This window comes from Monashia sp. NPDC004114 (assembly GCF_053603855.1).
In genome coordinates this window covers 488,936-510,331 of sequence record NZ_JBSGGK010000001.1, presented here as the reverse complement: position 1 = coordinate 510,331, position 21,396 = coordinate 488,936, and the positions used below count along the sequence as shown (strand labels likewise).

The window sequence follows — 21,396 nt, the reverse complement described above, 5'->3', positions numbered from 1 at the left end:
ACGACGTTGAAGATGGTGGCCGCCGAGGCGGGTGTGTCGACGGCCACCGTTTCCTACGTCCTGTCCGGCCGCGCGGGCAGCGACAAGGGGGTGTCCGACGATGCCCGCGCCAAGGTGCTCGAGGCGGCGCGTCGGCTCGACTACGTGCCCAACCGGGCCGCGCAGTCGATCCGGACGGGCCGCACGCGCCTCGTGCAGCTCTCGCTCAACATGCTCAGCGACCCGTGGTCGCTCGCGGTCGCCGCTGCCGTCAACGCCACGGCGAACCAGCACGGCCTCATCACGACGATCCTCGCCGACCACGACTGGTTCACGGCGATCGAGCGGTATCCGAGCGACGTCGCCTACATCGACAACGTCACCGACCAGCCTGATGCCGCAAGGCTGCTCGCAACCCTCGTCTCGCGCGGCCAACGCCTCGTCGTCTTCTCCGAGACACTCGAGCCGAACGGCTTCGACGTCATCCGCTCCGACGCCATCCCCGGCTGCTACCTCGCGGTCGACCACCTTCTCGAGAACCACCGGCGCATCGGCTGCCTCACGACCCGGGCCGCCCTCGAGGCCACCGGAGTCAGCCGCTACACCCCGTATGCCGCCCGGCTGGCCGACGCCGCGATCGAGGTCCGGCCGGGTGACGTGTGCGTCTTCGAGAACTCGCAGCCCAGCGCCTTCTCGGCCGCCGTCAGGCTGCTCTCCCAGACCGACCGCCCCACTGCCGTCTACGCGACGACGGACTTCGCGGCGATCGCGGCGATCAACGCGGCGCACATGCTGGGGCTGCGCGTCCCGCACGACGTCGCGATCGTCGGCGTGGGCAACACTCCTGACGCGCGCCTCGTCGCCCCGACCCTGACCACCGTCGGCCCCACCGACTTCTACGCCCGGCAGGCCGGCGTCATCGTCCGCGCCGCACTCGCCGACGCCCAGGACCCATCCGCGCGGCCGGCGCTGCACGACTTCCCGTGGACCCTGCACTGCGGTGCCTCGACCGACCTCGACGAGCCCGAGGCGCCTCGACCCGAACACCGCCCGGCGACGCCGACCTCGTCAGAAGGACAGCGGTCGGCTCGCGAGGAACCCTGAGCCACAACGCAACCCAGCCCCGCGACGCGTCGGCGCCGCACCATCGACCCAGCCGGACGGCATACCCCGTCCTGTACCTGCCGCGAGGCAGCTGCACCATCGAGGAGTCACCACCGTGGATCTGCACATCGGAATCGTCGGCTTCGGCCTGCGCTCGCACTTGTGGAAGGAGGCCCACCGGCCCGGCGAGGGGTCGGTGGTCACTGGCGTGTGCGACCCGAGCGAGCGCGCCCGCGTGGACGCCCGGGCCGCGCTTCCGGAGGCCCTGGTGACAGACAGTCTCGACGAGCTCTACGCCTCGGGCATCGACGCCGTGCTCGTGCTCACGCCCGACGACCAGCACGCCGCCGTCGCGATCCCGGCGCTCGAGGCCGGAATAGCCGTCTTTTGCGAGAAGCCGCTGGAGATCACGGTCGAGCACGCCGACGCCATCCTCACGACGGCTCACCGGACGGGCACGCGTTTGTACGTCGGACACAACATGAGGCACATGCCCGTCATCTCCCTCATGCGCGACCTCATCGGGTCTGGAGTGATCGGTGAGATCAAGGCGGTGTGGTGCCGTCACTTCGTGGGCAACGGGGGCGACTACTACTTCAAGGACTGGCACGCCGACAGGTCGCGGACGACTGGCCTGTTGCTGCAGAAGGGTGCTCACGACATCGACGTGATCCACTGGCTGGCCGGCTCCGCGAGCGAGACCGTCGCCGCGATGGGCTCGCTCAGCGTCTATGGCGACATCACAGACCGCGTCGACCGCTCGGGCCAGCGGATGCGCGACTGGTTCAGCCTCGACAACTGGCCTCCCACGGCACAGACCGGCCTCAACCCGGTCGTCGACGTCGAAGACATCTCCCAGGTCAACCTGAGGCTGCGCAACGGCGTGCTCGCCAGCTACCAGCAGTGCCACTTCTCGCCCGACTACTGGCGTAACTACACCGTCATCGGCACCGAGGGGCGGATCGAGAACATGGGCGACGAGGAGGGCGCCGAGATCTGGCTCTGGAACAAGCGCCATCGCGGGTCGGCGCCGCCCGACGAGGTCTTCGTCGTCCCGGCCACCGCCGACGACTCCGGCCACGGCGGGGCGGACGGCCCGCTCATGAGGGAGTTCCTACGTTTCGTGCGCGACGGCGGCCCCACCGAGACCTCACCGGTCGCGGCGCGAGACGCGGTTGCCGCCGGGGTGCGTGCGACGGAGTCGCTGCGGGGCACCGGCGGCGCGTTGCCGGTGCAGCCACTCGACGACGCGATCGTCAGCTACTTCGCGAACGGCCAGAGTCGGCAGCCGTGCCGTCACTGAGCCGGACAGAGCCCTATAGGGCCCCGTAAACCGCCGCGAAAACGCCGAACAACCCAAGCAGGACGGATCCAGCAGGAACCCGGCGACGCTCGGTGCGCCCAGCCCGTTGCATCGTTTCCAGCAAGGGCGCGACGCCGCCCTCGCAGGTCTTGTCGAGGTCGTTGAGCGCCCCGGGGTCCGGTGGATCACCGTGACAGCTCCAGGTGCGCGGATCGGACGATTCTCAGCCACGCTATGGACCCGGCTCGTCCTGCACATCGGGCATTTGCCCGTCCAGTGGCGGTACCCGGGGGGATCGTGTCGATCGGCCGTCCCCGGCGTTCCTGCACAAAACCTCCCCGTCGCGTGCCATGACTCTCTCAGGGCGCCCTCAGGGCGCCGGATGTAGCCTGCCTCAGGCACCGACGGCTGTGCCGGTGGCGACACACACGGCCGGGCAACCCATGCCGGTTGATCCGCGTGACTTCGGAAGGGCACCCCATGATCGAGGCACATGGGCTGAGCAAGCACTATGGCGACAAGCTGGCGGTTGACGACCTCAGCTTCATAGTGAAGCCGGGGACTGTGACGGGCTTCTTGGGTCCCAACGGCGCCGGGAAGTCGACCACGATGCGGATGATCGTGGGCCTGGACCGGCCCACCGCCGGCTCGGTGACGGTCAACGGCAGACGTTACGCCGATCTCCGCGACCCATTGAGCGAGGTCGGAGCGCTGCTCGAGGCGCGGTCGATCCACCCGGGACGATCCGCGTTCAACCATCTGCTTGCGCTCGCACAGACGTGTGGCATCGGACGGCGTCGGGTGGAGGAGGTGATCGAGCTGGTCGGACTCACGGGCGTCGCGCGCAAGCGAGCGGGTGGCTTCTCCCTCGGCATGGGACAGCGGCTGGGGATCGCCTCCGCGCTCCTCGGCGACCCGCGCACCCTGATCCTGGACGAGCCGGTCAACGGCTTGGATCCCGAGGGGATCCGGTGGATCCGCAACCTGCTCAAGGGCTTGGCCGACGAGGGCCGCACGGTTTTCGTCTCGTCCCACCTGATGAGCGAGATGGCCCAGATGGCCGAGCATGTCATCGTCATCGGTCGCGGTCGACTCATCGCGGACACCTCCGTCGACGAGATCATCGCCAGTGCCTCCGGGAACATCGTGCGGGTGCGGACCACGGATGTCGGGGCGCTGCAGGCGCTCCTCGCCCGACGCGGGGTTGCGGCCACACCGGACAATGGCGGCGCGCTGCACGTCACCGGGATGACGACCGACGAGATCGGCATGCTGGCCGGGAGCAACGGCATCACGCTTCTCGAGCTCACAGCACAGCAAGTCTCCTTGGAGGAGGCCTTCATGGACCTGACGCGCGATGCGGTCGAGTACCACGGCAGCGGCCCCGGCGCACCCACGGTGCACCAGACGATGGAGGCGGCTCGATGAGCACCATGACGCAGGAGGTCCAACCCGCTTCTCCGCGGCCCGAATCTGGTGGGCAGCAGGTGACCCAGGGCCGCGTCATCCTGTCCGAGTGGACGAAGCTGCGCTCGCTGCGCTCGACGGTGGCATCCGAGCTTGCCGCAGTCGGCTTCATCGTGGGCCTGGCCGTGCTCGTCCCGCTCGTCGTCGTGTCGCACTGGCCGCCCCCCGAGCCCGGCGCCGCTGCCGCGTTCGACCCGACGAGCCGCGCGCTCAGCGGAATCTTCCTCGCGCAGCTGGCAGTCGGCGTGCTGGGGGTCCTCTTCGTCACCGGGGAGTACGCCAGCGGTATGGTCCGGGCCACTTTCGCGGCCGTCCCCAAGAGGCTGCCGGTCCTGTGGGCCAAGACGTTCGTCTTCGGAGCCGTGACCTTCGTGCTCACCGTCCCGGCCTGTCTGGTCGCCTTCCTGATCGGGCAGTACATCCTGTCGGGGAAGCAGCTGCAGGCCAGTCTGGGACAGCCCGACGTCCTGCGCGCCGTCATCGGTGCCGCGCTCTACCTCACGGTGGTTGGCCTCCTCGGCCTAGGGCTCGGAGCGCTGCTGCGCAACACTGCCGGCGGGATCTCGGCTTTGTTCGGCATATTGCTCGTGGTTCCCGTCATCGTGCGCTTCCTGCCGACATCGTGGTCCGACCCGATCAACAAGTACCTCCCGAGCACCGCCGGGCAGGGCATCACGCACGTCCACGTCGATCCCACCCTGCTCGCGCCATGGACCGGGTTCGCGATCTTCGTCGGCTATGCCGTGGTCGTCCTAGCGGTCGCGGGGGTCATGCTGCGGCGACGCGACGCCTGACGGAGACGCCTCCGCCCGGTTGTTCCTGCAAGGCGCCTGCGAACTCCGCGAAACTGCCGACCGCATCGGGAGCGGCGCCCTACGCTCCGCATCGTCACCCTGACGTGGGTGACGTCTTGGAGCACCGGAGTGCGGCTTCTCGGTCGCCGTCGGCTGCCCGGCCAGGAGGTTTCGGATGGTTGCATTCCGGCCGCAATGGACTGCCCGCACCTGCATCGCTGCTGGGCTGGCTGGTGTCGCAAGTAAGTCTGCCTGCGTTCCTCGCCGGGGAGGCCCGGGAGGCGGGCGCGGCTGATGGCGACCTAATCGTGTCCTCGAACGCCGCGTCGTCCAGCCGCCCGCGGAGAGGCTCAAGGGCCTGCTCGATCCAGGCGACCCGGCGATAGCCGCGCCGCGGCGACCCGTCGTCCGAGGCAGGGGACGCGACGGTCATGGCGAGCAGGGAGCGTCCGAGGCTGAGCGTCTCCGAGCTCTGGTACGAGACGAGCCGGTACTTCATCCGGCGGCCAGGCTTCATCGCAACTCGGCTGCACCGAGCCCTCACCCCGGGCGCTCCACACCGATGGATCAACGTGGCCTTCTGGGAGACCGAGGCCGACTTCCGCGCCGCGCACTCAACCGACGAGTTCCGACGGCTTGTAAGCCAGGAGAAGTGGCAGCAGTTCCCGAGCGTCCCGCTCCTGTTCGAGGTGGTCACGGCCGAGGGCGACGTGCCGTGACACCTGCGCCCGGTAACCAAACGAACGGGACGAGCTTCTTGGGTGCGTCGGCTGTACGCGTTGTAGCCGGGCATGTCCCGCCGCAGAAGCCGCTCCTCGGCGTCGATGCGACGTTGGTAGGCCCGGCCCAGCAGGCCGGCGACAAGGCTCGCCCCGGAATGTTCCGGGAGGCTAGGGCGAAACCCGTCCAGGCCAACAGGGAACCGGCATGACCGGGCGATGGAGAGTCCTGCACCACACCGAACACCGCGTGCGGGGCTTGGCGAGTCGCGATGCGACCGTTGTTCGTCTCGCCGACGGCAGGTGCTCATGGCTGCTACGGCGCGGCAGGAGTGAGCACCGTGGTGCGTTTGACGTCGCCCTGCTCGAGGCCCGCGACGACCGGTACCTCGTAGGTGGCCACGACGGCATACCCCTCGCGCGGGGCGTACGCGCGTCCAGGATCGCCGAGCAGCACCAGCGTGCCCCTCTGGGCGGCGAAAGTGAGCCACGGAACGACGCGAAGGGCCAGCTCGCGGCTGTAACAGACGTCTCCGGCCAGCACGACGTCGTGTCGCCGGTCTTCGTCCTCCGCCAGAAGGTCACCGAGCTGCACGTGCACCGTCACCCGGTTCGCGCGTGCATTCAGCTCGATGGCCGCCGCCGCATACGGGTCGACATCGTTTGCCGTGACGCTGCGCGCGCCGGCATGGGCGGCCGCGAGCGCGACCAGGCCGCTCCCAGCTGCAAGATCGAGCACGGTCCGCCCGGCAACGAGCTCGGGATGGTCGATGACGTGACGGGCCAGGGCCTGCCCGCCTGCCCACGGGAAGGCCCAGAACGGCGGCGCGCAGTAGTCCGACCGCGCGATCGCCATGTGCTCCCACAGTGTTCCGATGTCGGCGCCAAGGTTGAGCCGCACCTCGGGGACGAACGGTGTAGCACGTATCTTTGTGTGGGCTCGCACGAACTCCATGTCCGGTCGAGTGGTGCCACCGGCTGCAGATCCCTCGCCGGTGCTCGTTGCGGGTTTCACAGGTCCAGGAAATCAGGTCGAGGGCCCAGTCGACCGTGTCCACCGAACGGATCCGGTTTTGCGGTCATGATGCCCGACTGGGCCCGCCCAGTGCATGCCGCCGCATGATCCCGGAGTCCTGGCCGGGACACGCGCGGTTCAGGCGGCGATGTGCTCGGCGACCGGCCTGGCGTCGCCCGTGGTCGAGACGGCAGCTTTGCCGCGACGGCGGAAGTCGTTGGGCAACGAGAGGCGGAAGACCTTCTTCCATGCCGAGGCGACTTGCCGCGGCAGCGGGCCTGTCGTGTAGGTGAGGCCGTACTTCTGGAAAAGGGCCTGCACCTTCGGTGCGATCTGTTGGTATCGGTTGCTCGGCAGGTCGGGGAAGAGATGGTGCTCGATCTGGAAGCTGAGGTTGCCCGTCATGAAGTGCATGGCCTTGCTGCCGCTGATGTTGGCCGAGCCGAGCATCTGGCGCAGGTACCACTCGCCTCGGGTCTCCCCCACGATCGACTTGCGCTCGAAGGTCTCGACGCCCTCAGGGAAGTGGCCGCACATGATGACCGAGTGGGTCCAGAGGTTGCGGATGACGTTGGCCGTCGCGTTGGCGCCGAGTGTGCTGAGAAACGACGGGCCGGACAGCAGCGGGTGGATGACGTAGTCCTTGGTCATCTGGTTGCGGATCTTCTTCAGGGTGACCTTGGCGCGAGCGCGGAACTCCGGGTCCTGGCGGCGCTCCTTGGTCGCGAGGTTCTTACCGAGCTCGAGGTCGTAGGCCGCGATGCCGTACTCGAAGAAGCAGGCGTTGACGAAGTTCCACAGCGGCTGGGCCGCGTAGAGCGGCACCCAGCGCTGGTCCTCGTCGACGCGCATGATGCCGTAGCCCAGGTCGTTGTCCTTGCCGATCACGTTCGTGTAGGTGTGGTGCAGCTCGTTGTGTGAGTGCTTCCACTGCTCCGCCGGGCTGGCGTTGTCCCACTCCCACGTCGTGGAATGGATCTTGGGGTCACGCATCCAGTCCCATTGGCCGTGCAGGACGTTATGCCCGATCTCCATGTTCTCGATGATCTTGGCGACCGCGAGACCGGCTGTGCCGACAAACCACGCGGGCGGGAACATCGACACGAGCAGGACCGCGCGGCTGGCGAGCTCGAGCTTGCGCTGCGCGTTGATGACTTTGCGGATGTAGGCCGCGTCGTCGGCTCCGCGCGTGTCGATCACCGACTGCCGGATGGCGTCGAGCTCGACACCGATCTGCTCGATGTCCTCGGGCGTGAGGTGGCCGATCGGGTTGCGGGCCTTCTTCTGCAGGACGGTCATGGTGACTCCTCTGGTCTGGGGTCGGTTGCTCTGTGAGTCTGGTCAGTGGTCGATGACGCAGGCGCCGGCGGCTGCCGAGATGCAGGTCTGGATCGGCACGCCGCGTCCTTCGGTCTCGCCGGGGGTGGCTGTCGTGACGGCTCCGGTGCGCAGGTCGCGGACGGCCCCTTCGCGCAGCGGCAGCACGCAGCCGAAGCAGATGCCCATGCGGCAGCCCGACGGCATGAGGACCCCGGCGGCCTCGGCCGCGTCCAGGATGGGCGTGCCACCATCCGCGGCGACGCTGGCGCCCGAGCCGGAGAAAGCGACCGTGCCGCCCTCGCCCACCACCAGCGTGGTCGCGCGGAACTGCTCGGTCAGCAGCGGCAGTCCACGTCCGTCGTGGTGTTGCTGGAGGGCGTCGAGCAGGCCGCCCGGCCCGCACGCGAGCGTCTGGCGCTGGTGCAGGTCGGGGACGAGGTCGTCCAGGTGGTCGACGTCGAGGACGCCGTGGACATCGTCGTAGCGCGCGACGAGCCGGATGAGGCCGGCCGCGTCCAGCGCGCGGAGGTTGTCGATGAAGATCGAGTCCGGCTCGCTCGGGGCCACGTGCACGACGACGATGTCGTATGCCGCCGCGCGCGTCAGGCGCACGACGCCGGAGTCCGCGACCGGGAAGAGGTTGCGCAGCATGCCGATGACTGGTGTGACTCCTGACCCGGCGGTGACGAAGAGGAACCGGCCGCCGTCGGTCGGCAGCACGAACTCGCCACGGGCCTGCTCGAGGTGCACGAGGGTGCCTGGCGTGGCCTCGCGGACGAGATGGGTGCTGACGAGGCCGTCCGGGACGGCCTTGACCGTGATCGAGATCTGGCCGTCTGGACGAGGGCCGTGGGTCAGGGAGTAGGCCCGCCACTGACGGACGCCGTCCACGTCGACGCCGACGCGCACGTACTGGCCAGGCACGTGGCCGGCCCAGTCGGCGCCGGGACGGATCACGATCGTCGCGGCGTCGGCGGTCTCGGGATGGACCTCGACGATACGGCCGCGCAGGTCGGCGCCCGGGCGCAGCGGGTCGAAGAGGTCGAGGTAGTCGGCCGGCAACAGCGGCGAGGTCGCACGCTCGGCCAGCTGGACGAAACGTCGACGCAGCGACGGACGGGCGGCTCGGGTCGAGGGTGCGGTCAGGCTCATATCTCCAGCATGACTGACACAGGAGAGTAATATCCTGACCGGTAGGCGTGAGATGCTCGGGAACTCTTGTTCGGAGGAGATAGTTCATGGCTCCAGAGGGCAGCAGTCCCGCGTTCCGAGGGGCCGCCGCCCTGCAGTTGGACCATGCGGTGCTCCGCGTGCTGCGCGAGCGGCTCCCCGCCATCGCGACGACGACGGTGGCGGCCGTAGTCAACGAGGTCCCCGACTACCGGGGCGCTTTGGGGGGCTCGACCGGCGACACGATCGAGAGGGCTGTGCAGATGGCCATCGCCGGGTTCCTCAAGCTGGCGGCCGGGGGCAGTGACGTCGATCCGAGCACCCCTCTGGGCCCCACTCGCGAGGGAGCCTATGCGCTGGGAAGGGGGGAGGCGCGCGGAGGACGGTCCATGGACAGCCTGCTCGCGGCATACCGGGTAGGGGCCCGCGTGTCGTGGCGCGAGCTCGCCCGGGCGGCCGCCGAGGCCCGAGTGCCCGCGACGACGATGGCGAAGTTCGCCGAACTGCTCTTCGCCTACATCGACGAGCTGTCCGCTGCCAGCGTGGCAGGTCATAGCGACGAGCTGACGACGAGCGGCCGTGTGCGCGACCGCTACCGCGAACGTCTGGGGCAGCACCTGCTCGCCAGAGCCGACGCCGACGTGCTCGCCGCCGCCGCCGCCCGAGCCGAGTGGACTCCACCGACCTCGCTGACCGCCGTGCTGCTGCCGGCGGCCCAAGCCCGTCGCGCGCTGGCATCGCTCGGAGCCGACACGCTGCAGGTCGGCGAGGATCTGCAGGGGATCGAGGACATCGACCCCGACCATCCGCTCACGCTCCTGCTGGTTCCCGACGCCGACGGACCCGGCCGCCGTCACCTGCTGCGCGTGCTCGGTGGCCGCCACGCCGTCGTCGGTCCGCCCCGTCGGTGGGTTGACGCCTGGTCGTCCTACGACCGGGCGATCCGCACGATGGCGCTGGGTGATAGGTCACGCGGCGGCATCCCGATCGACAGCGAGCAGCACCTGGCCGACCTCGTCATCACGGCCGACCCGGACGCGTTGGCCGATCTTCGGGCTCAGGTCCTGGCGCCCCTCGCCGAGCTGCCGCCGGCGACGCGGGACCGACTGTCCGCGACGCTACTTTCTTGGCTCTTGCACCAGGGACGCCGTGACGAGGTCGCCGCCGAGCTGCACGTGCACCCCCAGACCGTGCGCTACCGGATGGGTCAGCTGCGTGAGCTGCTCGGGGACACCCTCGCGGACCCAGCCCTGGTGCGAGCGCTCGTGATCGCCCTGCCTCGGTCTAGTGCCAAGCACGGTTCCTCGTGACAGGCTCGGAAACCGTTGGGGTCGTGTCGTAGGTCATCGGCGCGCCTGGCGATGCGGGAACGCAGCCCGTTACCGGGGCGCTGACGGGGGATGCCATGACGATCCGGCGAACGGCGATGAGCGCTGGACCGGTGCTTGGGTCACGTTCGAGCTGATCGAGGACCGGCCGCGACGCCAGCTGGAGCGCCTGCAAGGTCGACGGCGGTGCCAGCACGATGGCCCCACCACGCCTGCAGTACTCATCAGCCGCAGCGGCATCGCCGTGCCTGTTCGCGATCGCGAGGTCGAGGGTGTCGTGAGCCGCCGTCTGGAGAACGGCGCGTTGCTCGGGGCTCAGCTTCAGCAGAGACGCGGCTCGCGCAGCAAGCACGTCGAACTGCGTATAGGGCGTCACGTTGCCCGTGTAGACGACAGCACTGGGCAGCGCCTGGAACTCGGCGAACGACACATCAGCGGCGCCGATGTCACCGGTCGACACGCCCTCAGCGAACTCCTGTGCGGTCGCGGCCGTGGGAAGCAAGCCGATGGCGGTCAATGTCTCGAAGACCGAGTCCGACAGGCGTGCCCGCGTCCTCACCCCCCGAAAATCTCCAGGCGTGAGCAGCGGCTGACCGAAGCTCGCAATGTGGCGTGGGCCTTCGGGGATGAGCGCCATCCCGAGCAGACCCGAGGTCGACAGGCGCGCGAGCATCGCCAAGGCCGCGTCGCTCCGTGCCACCCCTTCGGCTGCGGCGTCGGACTGGATCAGGAACGGCGCTTGCAGCACCCGGAAGGCCGGCTCACTGACCTCGTCGAAGGCGCCCGCCGGGACGAGCGCCAGGTCGATCCTGCCCTTGCTGAGCTGCGTGATGACCGTGTGGTCCCAGGCAGGGTGTGCGAGGGGCGACACCTCGTTCCCGGCGTCCCAGACGATGCTGACCTGCACGGCCCCGTTGGTCCCGCGGGCCACGCTGGCCGCGAAGAACGCAGCGGCGTCACCCGAGGCTGCATCCCTGGGATAAGGCGTGCCCAGCCGGAGCGTGATCGGAGGTGCGTCGACCCTCGCATCCGCTCCCTCCTCGGAGGTGCACGCCCCGAACGCGAAAGCCATGGCCGCGGCTGTCGCAACGATCCTGACGTGGTGCGTCATTGTTGTGGCTCCCCGCATCCGTCCTGAGGCGGCGTCAGCGGCAGCGCGGTTGGTGCGAAGGTTCATGCCGTGTTCCCCAATCGTGTCCGTCGGCTCGCTGCCGACCCCTTCACGTTGGGGTTGCATCACCTGAGAGCACATCGGTTGTTCTGCCAGTCCTGCCCCGCGTGACTACCTGTTCTCGGCATCGGCCACCCGCCGGCCGCGTGGGGCCTACTTCGCGCCTACATCAGCAGCTCGGAGCCGTCATAGCCCGAACCTCGGACCGCCAGCCCACACCCGCCTACGCTGTGTGATCAGACACAGCGCGGCGTCCGTGGGGAGGTCGGAGGATGAGCGGTGGCGAGCCGCTGGTCGGCCGCGAACCGGAGCTGGCCATGGCGGACCCGCTGCTCAGGTCTGTTGCGAGCGGTCCGGCACCGGGCGTCGCGCCGCAGGCCCAGACCTTGCTCGTCATCGGGGATGCAGGGGTGGGCAAGACGACCCTTGCCCGAGCGATCCTTGACCACGCCGAACGGCTGGGGCTGTCCGTCGGTGTCGGTCACTGCCTTGATGTAGCTACGGGCATTCCGTTCGCGCCGGTAGTCGAGGCGTTGCGTCAGGTGGTCGACTCGCGGTCCAACGGCGAAGTCCTGGTTCCTCCGGCAGCGCGGTGGCTCTCATCCGACGCGGTCGCCAACGACGCGATCGTCGACGGGAACGTACTGGAGCGACTGCTGGGCAGCACCGCCGCGCTCGCTCGTGAGCGGCCCGTCGTCATGCTGATCGAGGATCTGCACTGGTCCGACCGCTCGACGCGGGACTACATCCTGTCTGCAGCGCGAACCAGCCGAGCTCCCCTTCTGCTGGTTGTCACCACGCGTTCGGACGACCTCACAGCAGAGCACCCCGCGCGCCCCGCGATCTCCGAGCTGTCCGTGTCTGGAGCGACCCGGCTGGCCCTGCAGCCCCTCTCGGTAGACGCGATTGCCGAGCTCGGGCACCGACGGCTGGGCCGGCCGCTCTCCGTGGCCGAGCTCGACGCCATCATGACCCGCTCGGGTGGCAACCCGCTCTACGCGGAGGAGATCATGACTGCCCCCGATGAAAGGGTGCCGTCGTCCCTGCACGACCTGCTGCTTCGACACGTGGTAGGTCTGTCGCCCCCGGCGGCCGCGCTGGTGCGCCTCGCCTCTGCAGGCGGTGACGTCATTGATCTCGACCTGCTGCGAGAGGCATCCGGCTTGGACACGGCCACGTTCGAGGCGCTGGCCCGCGAGGCCCTTGGCGCCCAGGTCTTCACGCGACACGGCGCTCAGTTCGGGTTTCGGCATGCACTGCTGCGCGATGCGATCGAGGACGGCCTTCTGCCGAGTGAACGTGTCGCCCTGCACCAGGCCTTCGTCGGCGTCCTGCGCGAGCGTGCGGGGGAGGGGTCTGCTGCCGCGCGGTGGCGGGCCAACGCGGCTCTCGCCGTGCACGCCCTTGCGGCCACCGACATCGGCACCGCCCTTGTCGCTCATGTCAAGGCCGGGTTGGCCGCCAAGCAGCATGGAGTACCCGAGGCGGCCGACCACCTCGAGTCGGCGCTCGCCCTGTGGTCGCGCGTACCGAACGCCGCCGACCTCGCGGGTATCTCCGACGCGGAGGCGGCCGCGGTAGCGGCAGAGTCCCTGGTCCGAAGCGGTCAGGTCGAGCGCATCCGTCGTCTCCTGCGCTATGCCGTCGACCGGCTCGAGCATGTGACCGATCCGCTGGCCGCGAGTCGAGTGCTCACGATCGTTGTCTTGGACTGGAACGACCGCGACGGGGACGTGGACACCTGGGCGGTCGCAGACCGGGCCATCGCGCTCGCCTCGGGGGAGCCCAGTCGGGAGCTGGCCGAGGCGTGGGGTGCCAAGGCGGTGATGCACCTTCGTCAGCTCGAGTACACCCAAGCCCTTGATGCGGCGGCGAGTGGCATCGCCATCGCAGGCGAGACCGACTCGCTCCTGGCCCAGTACGAAGCCCACATATCAGCTGCGCAAGCTTTACATCAGCTCGGTCGGCTCCCTGCGGCCCGCGCGGCCATGAAGGCGGCAGTCGCGGTCGCCGAGCAGGCTTCGGCCCCTGGAGCCGCGCTGAACGCACGAGCGCTCCTGGCCGGCGAGCTGATCAGCGCAGGCCGCCTGGACGAAGCTCGTGCCCTGGCACAACAGGCCGAGGACGCCGCAATCCTTGAAGGCCTTGTCCTCTCAGCCAGCTTCAACGTGGAGCAAGAGCTGACGGCCCTGATCTGGCAAGGACACCTGGCCGCGGCGGGGCCACGCCTTGAGCTCGTCGCCCAGAGCGGTTATCCAGAGCGCCGGAGGCGCTGGCGCGAAGTGGAACTCCTGATGGCCGTGGGCGATCTCGAGTCGGCGTTGGCCACGGAGGAACTGACCATCGAGGAGAACTACGCCCCACATCTGTTCGCCCCGTCGGACACGATGCGAAGGGTCGAGCTCTTCGAGCAACTCGGGAACGTGGCGCGTGAGCTCGAAGCCGCCAGGCTGTTGTTGGAGAGCGCGGACACGCAATCGCCCGTGCGTGCGGCTGTTCGGGCCCGCTGCGGGCTGCAAGCGCTCTGTGCTGCAAGGTCTGCCGGACTGGGAGCCCCGGTTGCGTTAGCGGAGGCTTCCGGCGCGGCACTTGCCGTCGCACGTGGTGGCCTTACCGAAGACTGGGCCGAATCCCAATACGGCGCTTACCTCGCCATGGCCGAAGCGTATGCCGCTCGCCTCGAGGGGCGATCTGCCGTCAGCGAGTGGTCGCGCGCCGTCGACGTCTCAACGCGGTTCGGCGCCTACTTCGCGCTTCGCCCGCGGCTAGAACACGCGGGGGAGCAACTGCGCCACGGTGAGCGCGACGCGGGTAGAGAGAGTCTCCTGGCGGTGTGGCGGGCAGCCGAGGCCATTGGCGCACGCTGGTTCGCCCAACAGGCAGCTGCCGAAGCCCGCCGGCACCGGATCCCGCTTCCGGTGAGCGCGGAGCAGAGCCCGAGCCCTCTCGACCGCCTGACGCCACGCGAGCGTGACGTACTGACGCTGCTCTCACAGGGCGCTACAAACCGCGCCATCGCCGGCACTCTCTTCATCAGCGAGAGGACGACCGCGCTCCACGTCAGCAACATCCTCGCCAAGCTCGGCGTGGCCAATCGTGGCGAGGCCGCGGCGATGGCTCGAAGCACGGGCAACGCGTAGGCAACAATCATTCTGCGGCCGTCGAAGAGTGAGGCCCGGCCAGCTGCTCGGCCCGCGGGACAAATCCTCCAAGTCATGCCGTGAGACGATCATGCACCTCAGGGGATGGCTTGCTAGGCGACGATGATGGACACGGCGGTTTCAGCGATGGCTCGACCTGAGAGGCTGGCGGCCTCACCCGCTCTGGTGGGCCGGGCCACCGAGCTGGAACTCCTCGTTGGCTCTCTGGCCGATCCGCCAGCGATGGCCTTCCTGGAGGGGGAGGCGGGGATCGGGAAGAGCCGGCTCGTTCGGGAGTGTCTGCGGTCGCCGGAACTGGCCGACCTGACGGTGCTCATGGTGACGTGTCCGCCGATGATCGAGCCGTTCCCGTTGGGGCCGGTGGTGGATGGGCTCCGGCGGTTGCGTCCCCGGCTCGGTGACCTCGAGCTGAGTCCCTTGGCTGGGGCGTTGCGACCGTTGTTCCCGGAATGGGCCGACCAGCTGCCGCCCGCGTTGGAGCCGTTGGATGATCCGGCCGAGACTCGGCACCGGCTGCTGCGCGCGCTGTGCGAGCTGGTCGACCGGCTCGGTGTCGACGTACTGGTGGTGGAAGACGCTCATTGGGCGGACGCCGCAAACGCTGGAGTGGCTCCTCATCCTCACCGCATCTGGGGACTTCGACATGTCGGTCGTGGTCACCTACAGACCGGCCGAGGTGCCAGACGGGTCTCTGCTGTTGCGGCTGACATCACGGCCGCTGGGCGCTGCGCGGGTGCGGATTGAGCTCAAGCCGTTGAGTGTTGCTGACACCCGTCAGCTGGTGGGGTCGATGTTGGACACCGACGCGGTATCGGAGCAGTTCGCGGTCTTCCTGCAGGAACGTACCGACGGGCTCCCGCTCGCGGTCGAGGAAACGATCTGGATGCTTCGGGACCGCCACGACATCGTCCGCCAGCACGACTCGTGGACCCGAAAGGCCCTCGACAAGCTGAAGGTACCGCCGACGCTGCGCGACTCCGTCCTCGAGCGCGCCAGCAGGCTTCCTCCTGAGGGCAGGACTGTCTTGCAGGCAGCGGCGATCCTGGCCGAACCCACGGATGAGGCGCTGCTGACCAGCGTGGCCGACCTGGATGAGCCCGCGGCCAGGCGCGGGATCGCTGCCGCGCTTGCCTCGGGGCTGCTGCGCGAGGTCGGGAGCGGCTGGCTGGCGTTTCGACATGTCCTGGATGCGCTGGCGATCGGAGAGGCGATCCCCGCCTCCGAGCGGTGGGCACTGCACCGCCGAGCGGCCGAGAGCCTGCAGCGGCTCGAGCCGAAGCCCGTCGTACGACTGGCTCACCACTTCCATGAGGCCGGCGAAACCGAGCAGTGGAGCCACTACGCGGAAGCCGCCGCAGAGCTGGCCCTCGACTCCGGTGATGAGCGTACGGCTGTGGCGCTGCTGCATGAGCTGCTCACCAGCGTCGCGCACCCACCCGATCGGCGGCTGCGGTTGGCTCGCCGGTTGGGCGAGGTCGCGGTAAATCGGCTCACTCCCTTGGGCGGGATGGAAGGCGTGGTCCGGGAGGCCCTCGCAGGCATTGTTGACGATCGTGACGTTCCTGAAGTTGAGCGGGGTGAAGTTCGGCTGCTGCTGGGCTGGATGCTGTTCCAGGTGGGCGAGTTCGAGGCGGCCCACGCCCACCTCGAGACCGCGGTGGGCGAGCTGGGATCACGGCCAGAGCGCGCGGCCAAGGCAATGTTGTTTCTTGCCGATCCCGAGTCGAAACGGTCCTGGCCCGCGGAACGGCATCTCGAGTGGCTGGAGCAGGCAACCCGTCTGATTCCGCGGGTTGAGTCACCTGCGGAGCGGCGAGCGCTGGCGATTGACCGCGTGACAGGCTTGCTCAGCCTGGGTGAGGAAGCCGGATGGCAGGCTGCTGGGGAGCTTCCACGGTCCGCGGACACCTTGGGCGAACGGCGGCAGCTGCTGCGGGGGCTGTTCAATGTCGCTCACCGCGCCATCCACTGGGGCCGGTACGCCGAGGCTCGCCAGCGACTGGAGGAGGTCCTTGGGTCCGCAGGCGAAGCCGGATTCGAGCGGGTGGCGGAGTTCGCGAGATTCCATCTCGCGCTGCTCGACTGGTACACCGGGGCGTGGAGCGGCCTGGATGAGAACCTGTCGGGAATGGGCGACAACGAGGAGACTCATCCACTCGTTCGTCTGGCGGCCGGTTCGGTCCGAGCGATGCTGGAGATGGCTGTCGGCAACCGAGACGCGGCCGAGCGGCGTGCGCGTCAGGTGTTGGAGGCCGCCACCGGCACACTGGACGATCCGACGACCCTGGCAGCAGTGGCGCTGGGCAGGTTGTGTCTGGCCGATGGCGCCGTGCAGGAGGCGGTACGGGTCACTGTGGCGCCAATGGAGGCCATCAAGCGCAAAGGGATCTGGCTGCAAGCGAGCGACGTGGCACCCGTTCACATCGACGCCCTTGTCAGTGTCGGTGATCTGAGCCAAGCCACTGAGTTGGTCGACGACTTCGCCTACTGGGTGGCAGGCCGGGCCGCCCCCGCTCCTGCTGCGGCCCTGTTGAGGTGCCGGGCGATCCTGGCGGAGGCGAACGGCGATCTGGTCGCGGCGGCAGGACTGTTCGCGGACGCGGCAGTCTCATTGGCGGAGCTGCCGCGGCCGTACGACGAGCTGTTGGCGCTCGAGCGGCACGGACTGTGCCTACTCGCCACTGGTGAGCAGGACAAGGGTGTGGCGGTGCTGTCCGATGTCCAGCAGCGCCTCAACGAGCTGGGCGCTCGATGGGACGCCGATCGGGTAGCTCACGTGCTGCGACAACACGGCGTCGAGGTCGCGCGCACGTGGCGTCGCGGCCGACGCGGCTATGGCGATCAGCCGTCACCTCGTGAGGTAGAGGTGATTGCGCTGGTTGCTCGCGGGCTGACCAACAAGCAGGTCGCCGAGACCCTGTTCATCAGCCCGCGGACGGTGCACCGCCACCTGTCGTCGGCGATGCGGAAGCTGGACGTCTCCTCGCGCACGGCGCTGGCGATGGCGGCAGCCGAGGCCGGGCTGCTGGCGGCCGACTCCGAGCGCTGAGCAGTAATGCCACCCCTGCGACCGACATAAAGAATGGTCCATGTGGACACTCGCGACCGTGATGGATAGGCCGACAGCATGACCACATGGTTGACGAGCAGCGACCTTCGCCGCAACGGCGAACGTCACGGGTGACTCGCGAGCTGCGATCTGAAGAGCCACCGGCCGACCCGGCCCTGTCGGTTCAGATCTCAGATCTCGGCTCTGACTGCTCAGATCTCGGATCTGAGCTTGACGAGGGTCTCACGTCGGATGGTCCCTACGAACCCTTGTAGCCCCTTTCTGGAATGACGCTCGATTGGGTCGAGTGACCTGGACCTGCTCGACCCGAGCAGCACAGGTCGCGGGGTTGGATCTCCCTTCAGCCTGTCCGCAAAGCGCCGACCGGCGCCGTGAAATCTAGGAGAACCATGCGATTAATCCCTATCAAGTCGGTGCTGGCCGCGGCGGGAGTCATGGCGTGGGCCGTGCTGCCCAGCGGCCCCGCCGCCGGGCAAACCCAACAGCCCGCCGATGCCGCGACCGCAAACGCCGCGGGGAGTGCCCCGACCGCCCACACGCAGGCACGGGCGGTCACCCTGATCACCGGTGACACAGTGCGGGTGAGCAGCCGCAACGGGCAGTCCGTGGTCGACGTGGAGCCGGCCGCTGGTCGCGAGAAGGTCCCGTTCGTCACCGCGAGCGCGGGTGGCCACGTGCGGGTGATCCCCGCCGACGCTGCTGGCCTCCTCGCCAGCGGCCGACTCGACGAGCGCCTGTTCGACGTGTCCACGCTGCTGAGCTTCGGTTACGACGACACCCGCCGAACGCTTCCCCTGCTGATCCAGGGCAGCGCTCAGCTCACGGGCGCGCGGCTGACGCAGCGGCTGGCCGGGGTGACGGCATACCGGCAGGATCGGGACAAGCCCGCCGAGCTCTGGAAGAGTCTCACCAACGCGGGGGAGCTGCGTTCCGGCGTCACCAAGGTCTGGCTGGATGGACTGCGGAGGCCGACGCTGGACGTGAGCGTGCCCATGATCGGCGCCCCTGCTGCGTGGCAGGCCGGACTGACCGGCACGGGCGTGAAGGTCGCCGTGATCGACACCGGTGTCGACCAGCAGCATCCGGACCTGGTGGGAAAGGTCGCCGAGGCGGTTGACTTCACCGATTCCGGGGATCTCACCGACTACGTGGGGCATGGCACGCATGTCGCCTCGACCATCGCCGGAACGGGCGCCGCGTCCGACGGCCGATACAAGGGGGTGGCCCCGGGCGTGACGCTGCTCAGCGCGAAGGTGTGCGGGATGGAGGGGTGCCCCGAGTCATCGATCTTGGCGGGCATGCAGTGGGCCGCCGAGCAGGGTGCGGAGGTCGCCAACCTGAGCCTGGGCGGTGAGGACACCCCGGGTGTCGACCCGCTCGAGGCGGCCGTCCACGACCTGACTGCCAAGTACGGGACCCTCTTCGTGATCGCGGCGGGCAACAGCGGGCCCGACGAGGGCACGATCAACTCGCCGGGAAGTGCCGAGGACGCACTCACGGTGGGGGCGGTGTCCAAGACGAATGTGCTGGCGGACTTCTCCAGCCGCGGGCCGACGACCACCGACGCCGCCGTCAAGCCGGACATCTCCGCCCCAGGTGTCTCGATCGTGGCGGCCCGCTCGTCGGCGGGCGCCTTCCCGCCACTGCCCGGAAACGAGGCGTACACACAACTGAGCGGCACGTCGATGGCGACTCCGCACGTCGCCGGTGCCGCCGCGCTGCTGGCACAGGAACATCCGCAGTGGAGCGCTCGCCAGCTCAAGGCCACGCTGATGTCGGCGGCCGCCCCGAGCGACGATGGCGGGCCATACGATCGGGGCGCCGGCCTCGTCGATGTCGCGCGCGCAATCGACCAGAAGGTCACGTCCGATCCGGTCAGCCTCGGCTTTGATCGCACGACGACTAGTCAGGATCGCATCGTGACGTACGCCAACAGCGGCGCGACGGACGTGACGCTGAACCTGGCGCTGCGCTCGAACGCGCCGGACGGGCTTTTCACGTTGAGTGCCTCGACGGTGACGGTGCCGGCGGGCGGGGTTGCGACTGTGACCGTGACGGTCGCGCCGGGGGCGGACTTGCCGGATCAGCCCTACGGCGGGGAGATCACCGCGTCCTCGGGCACAGTGCGTGTCGAGACGCCGATCGCGTTGGACAGGGCGCGGCATACGCTCACCGTGCGCACACCGGGCGTGACCGGCGATGACGCACGGTGGGTCACCGTGCTGACGGACATCGACCGGCAGACGATCAGGGCGATCGCGCACACCGGCGGCAGCGCCCAGGTGCGGTTGTGGGCGGGCCGGTACGTCGCACAGTCGTACCTGCTCACGGGACCTGACGATGACGTGGCGATCACCTCGCTGGTCGACCCGACGGTCACGCTCGATGCGGATCGCACGGTCACGATGGACGCGCGCTCCGCCAAGCCGGTGACGATCACGGTGCCGGACCCGTCGGTGGTGCCCGGGCACACCGAGGTCGGTTGGACGTACCGCACGCAGGCGCCGCAGATCTGGGGTTCCAATGACCCGTACGACGTTCTGATGAATATGGACCTCGCCCGCATCCGGACCGGTCCGGCGAGCGACAGCAGGAAGGCGACAGGCTTCGTCTCCTACGTCTCGGGAACGTGGGCCAAGTCGCTGATCAACAGTCCGGCGGTCTATCAGGTCTACTTCTACGAGCGCGGCCAGATGATGGCGGGAAAGGCGAAAGCCCTCCGCGCCAACGATTTCGCCACGGTGCGGTCGCAGATCGGGTCGGACGTCTCCGGCGTCCGGGCGGGTCGGGTCGCGGTGGCCCGGGCGCCAGGCAATTCGCCGGTGTGGAACAGCAATGACGGCAGGAACAGGCCGCTGACACTCAGTTACGACGTGCCGCGCACCGTTGTCGAGTACTACAACCAGGACCAGAAGGCCGAATGGCTCATCTCGAACGGTCAACAGGGATATACGCGTTTCGAGTCGGACTGGACGTCCTACAAGCCCGGGCGGGTGTACGACGTGAAATGGGCGAACGGTGTCGAGGGGCCAGTGTTCCCGCAGCCGGAGTTCGACCAGCAGTTCGCCACCCGCTATTGGGGCGACACGATGGGTGGACCGGGGCCATTGCATGGGGACGGCAGTGGGCATGAGGGCTTCCGCTTTCCGGGGCGCGGCAAGGTTGACCTCGCGGTCTATCGGAACGGGACTCAGGTCGGGCAGTCGTCGTGGTTCAATGACGCCTTCCAGGTGCCGGCCGAGTCCGGCAACTACCGTATCCATGCGGTGTTCCAGAGCGACCCGGCCTTTACCCTCTCCACGCTGGTCGACGCGGAGTGGACGTTCGAGTCGGCGCACGTGGCCGACGGCGAGCTGGTGCATCTGCCGATGACGGCGGTCCGTTTCTCGCCGGACCTCGACATCGACAACACAGCCCCGGCCGGCCGCTTGTTCACATTGCCGATCTCGCTGGACCGGCAGGTCGGCGCGGCCCCCGCGAAGACCCAGAGCCTGACCGTCGAAGCGTCCTTCGACGACGGCCAGACATGGCAGCAACTGGTCGTCGACCGCCGCGGCGAGATGGCGGTGGCGTCGGTGCAGCACCCAACGGGCAGCGGCTTTGTCTCCCTACGGGCGTCGGCGACCGACACCGCCGGCAACACCGTGCGGCAGACGATCATCCGCGCGTACCGCTACCAGTAGCAGGCAGTCCCCGGGCCGCACTCCGGCCCGGGGACGCCGCGGTCGCGATGAAGGTAGGGCCGTTCTTTCGGCGCGTTTGGGACAGCCCGAACCCTCGCATCAGGCGCGAGAA

At 68.8% G+C, this 21,396-nt stretch carries 14 protein-coding genes; 10 read left to right on the top strand and 4 right to left on the bottom strand.

Going from position 1 to position 21,396, the window contains the following annotated elements; genetic code table 11:
- Positions 1–12 precede the first annotated feature (12 nt).
- The 5 genes from ACWEOW_RS02210 (at position 13) to ACWEOW_RS02190 (ending at position 5,366) form a co-directional block, all read left to right on the top strand.
- Positions 13–1,083 (top strand): LacI family DNA-binding transcriptional regulator, encoded by a 1,071-nt coding sequence (locus ACWEOW_RS02210; protein ID WP_452267509.1) that lies wholly within the window; start codon positions 13–15, stop codon positions 1,081–1,083.
- Between the two features lie 115 nt (positions 1,084–1,198).
- Positions 1,199–2,386: a Gfo/Idh/MocA family protein gene (locus ACWEOW_RS02205; protein ID WP_452267508.1), complete on the top strand. Its 1,188-nt coding sequence runs from the start codon at positions 1,199–1,201 to the stop codon at positions 2,384–2,386.
- Positions 2,387–2,866: 480 nt separating this feature from the next.
- The gene (locus ACWEOW_RS02200) at positions 2,867–3,814 is read left to right on the top strand and encodes an ABC transporter ATP-binding protein (RefSeq protein ID WP_452267507.1); all 948 of its coding nucleotides are present in this window, start codon (positions 2,867–2,869) and stop codon (positions 3,812–3,814) included.
- Entirely contained in the window at positions 3,811–4,647 is an 837-nt protein-coding gene (locus ACWEOW_RS02195; protein WP_452267506.1) for a hypothetical protein, read from the top strand. The genes ACWEOW_RS02200 and ACWEOW_RS02195 overlap by 4 nt, the downstream gene beginning before the upstream one ends.
- A gap of 431 nt (positions 4,648–5,078) precedes the next feature.
- Complete coding sequence (locus ACWEOW_RS02190; protein WP_452267505.1) at positions 5,079–5,366, top strand: antibiotic biosynthesis monooxygenase family protein; 288 nt, start codon at positions 5,079–5,081, stop codon at positions 5,364–5,366.
- A gap of 316 nt (positions 5,367–5,682) precedes the next feature.
- On the opposite strand, the gene ACWEOW_RS02185 is transcribed toward ACWEOW_RS02190, so the two are convergent.
- The 3 genes from ACWEOW_RS02185 to ACWEOW_RS02175 form a co-directional block, all read right to left on the bottom strand.
- A complete protein-coding gene (locus ACWEOW_RS02185; protein ID WP_452267504.1) occupies positions 5,683–6,267 on the bottom strand; it encodes a class I SAM-dependent methyltransferase in 585 nt (194 codons plus the stop codon).
- 252 nt (positions 6,268–6,519) lie between these two features.
- Positions 6,520–7,680 carry a fatty acid desaturase family protein gene (locus ACWEOW_RS02180; protein ID WP_452267503.1) on the bottom strand — a complete coding sequence of 387 codons (1,161 nt, stop codon included), beginning with the start codon at positions 7,678–7,680 and terminating at the stop codon, positions 6,520–6,522.
- A 42-nt stretch (positions 7,681–7,722) separates the two neighbouring features.
- Positions 7,723–8,853, bottom strand: coding sequence for a flavin reductase family protein (locus ACWEOW_RS02175; RefSeq protein WP_452267502.1), 1,131 nt, complete (start codon positions 8,851–8,853; stop codon positions 7,723–7,725).
- Positions 8,854–8,939: 86 nt separating this feature from the next.
- Here ACWEOW_RS02175 and ACWEOW_RS02170 point away from each other — a divergent pair, with 86 nt between their 5' ends.
- On the top strand, positions 8,940–10,181 hold the full coding sequence (locus ACWEOW_RS02170; protein WP_452267501.1) for a PucR family transcriptional regulator: 1,242 nt from the start codon (positions 8,940–8,942) through the stop codon (positions 10,179–10,181).
- On the opposite strand, the gene dctP is transcribed toward ACWEOW_RS02170, so the two are convergent.
- Complete coding sequence (dctP, locus tag ACWEOW_RS02165) at positions 10,156–11,310, bottom strand: TRAP transporter substrate-binding protein DctP (RefSeq protein ID WP_452267500.1); 1,155 nt, start codon at positions 11,308–11,310, stop codon at positions 10,156–10,158. The genes ACWEOW_RS02170 and dctP overlap by 26 nt on opposite strands.
- A 332-nt stretch (positions 11,311–11,642) precedes the next feature.
- Here dctP and ACWEOW_RS02160 point away from each other — a divergent pair, with 332 nt between their 5' ends.
- From ACWEOW_RS02160 to ACWEOW_RS02145, 4 genes are all read left to right on the top strand, one after another.
- Positions 11,643–14,510: a helix-turn-helix transcriptional regulator gene (locus tag ACWEOW_RS02160; RefSeq protein WP_452267499.1), complete on the top strand. Its 2,868-nt coding sequence runs from the start codon at positions 11,643–11,645 to the stop codon at positions 14,508–14,510.
- Between the two features lie 123 nt (positions 14,511–14,633).
- Positions 14,634–15,275, top strand: coding sequence for an ATP-binding protein (locus ACWEOW_RS02155; protein WP_452267498.1), 642 nt, complete (start codon positions 14,634–14,636; stop codon positions 15,273–15,275).
- Positions 15,175–17,580 (top strand): LuxR C-terminal-related transcriptional regulator, encoded by a 2,406-nt coding sequence (locus tag ACWEOW_RS02150; protein ID WP_452267497.1) that lies wholly within the window; start codon positions 15,175–15,177, stop codon positions 17,578–17,580. Before ACWEOW_RS02155 ends, ACWEOW_RS02150 begins: the two co-directional genes overlap by 101 nt.
- A gap of 410 nt (positions 17,581–17,990) precedes the next feature.
- Positions 17,991–21,284: a S8 family serine peptidase gene (locus ACWEOW_RS02145; protein ID WP_452267496.1), complete on the top strand. Its 3,294-nt coding sequence runs from the start codon at positions 17,991–17,993 to the stop codon at positions 21,282–21,284.
- The last annotated feature ends 112 nt before the right edge of the window (positions 21,285–21,396 follow it).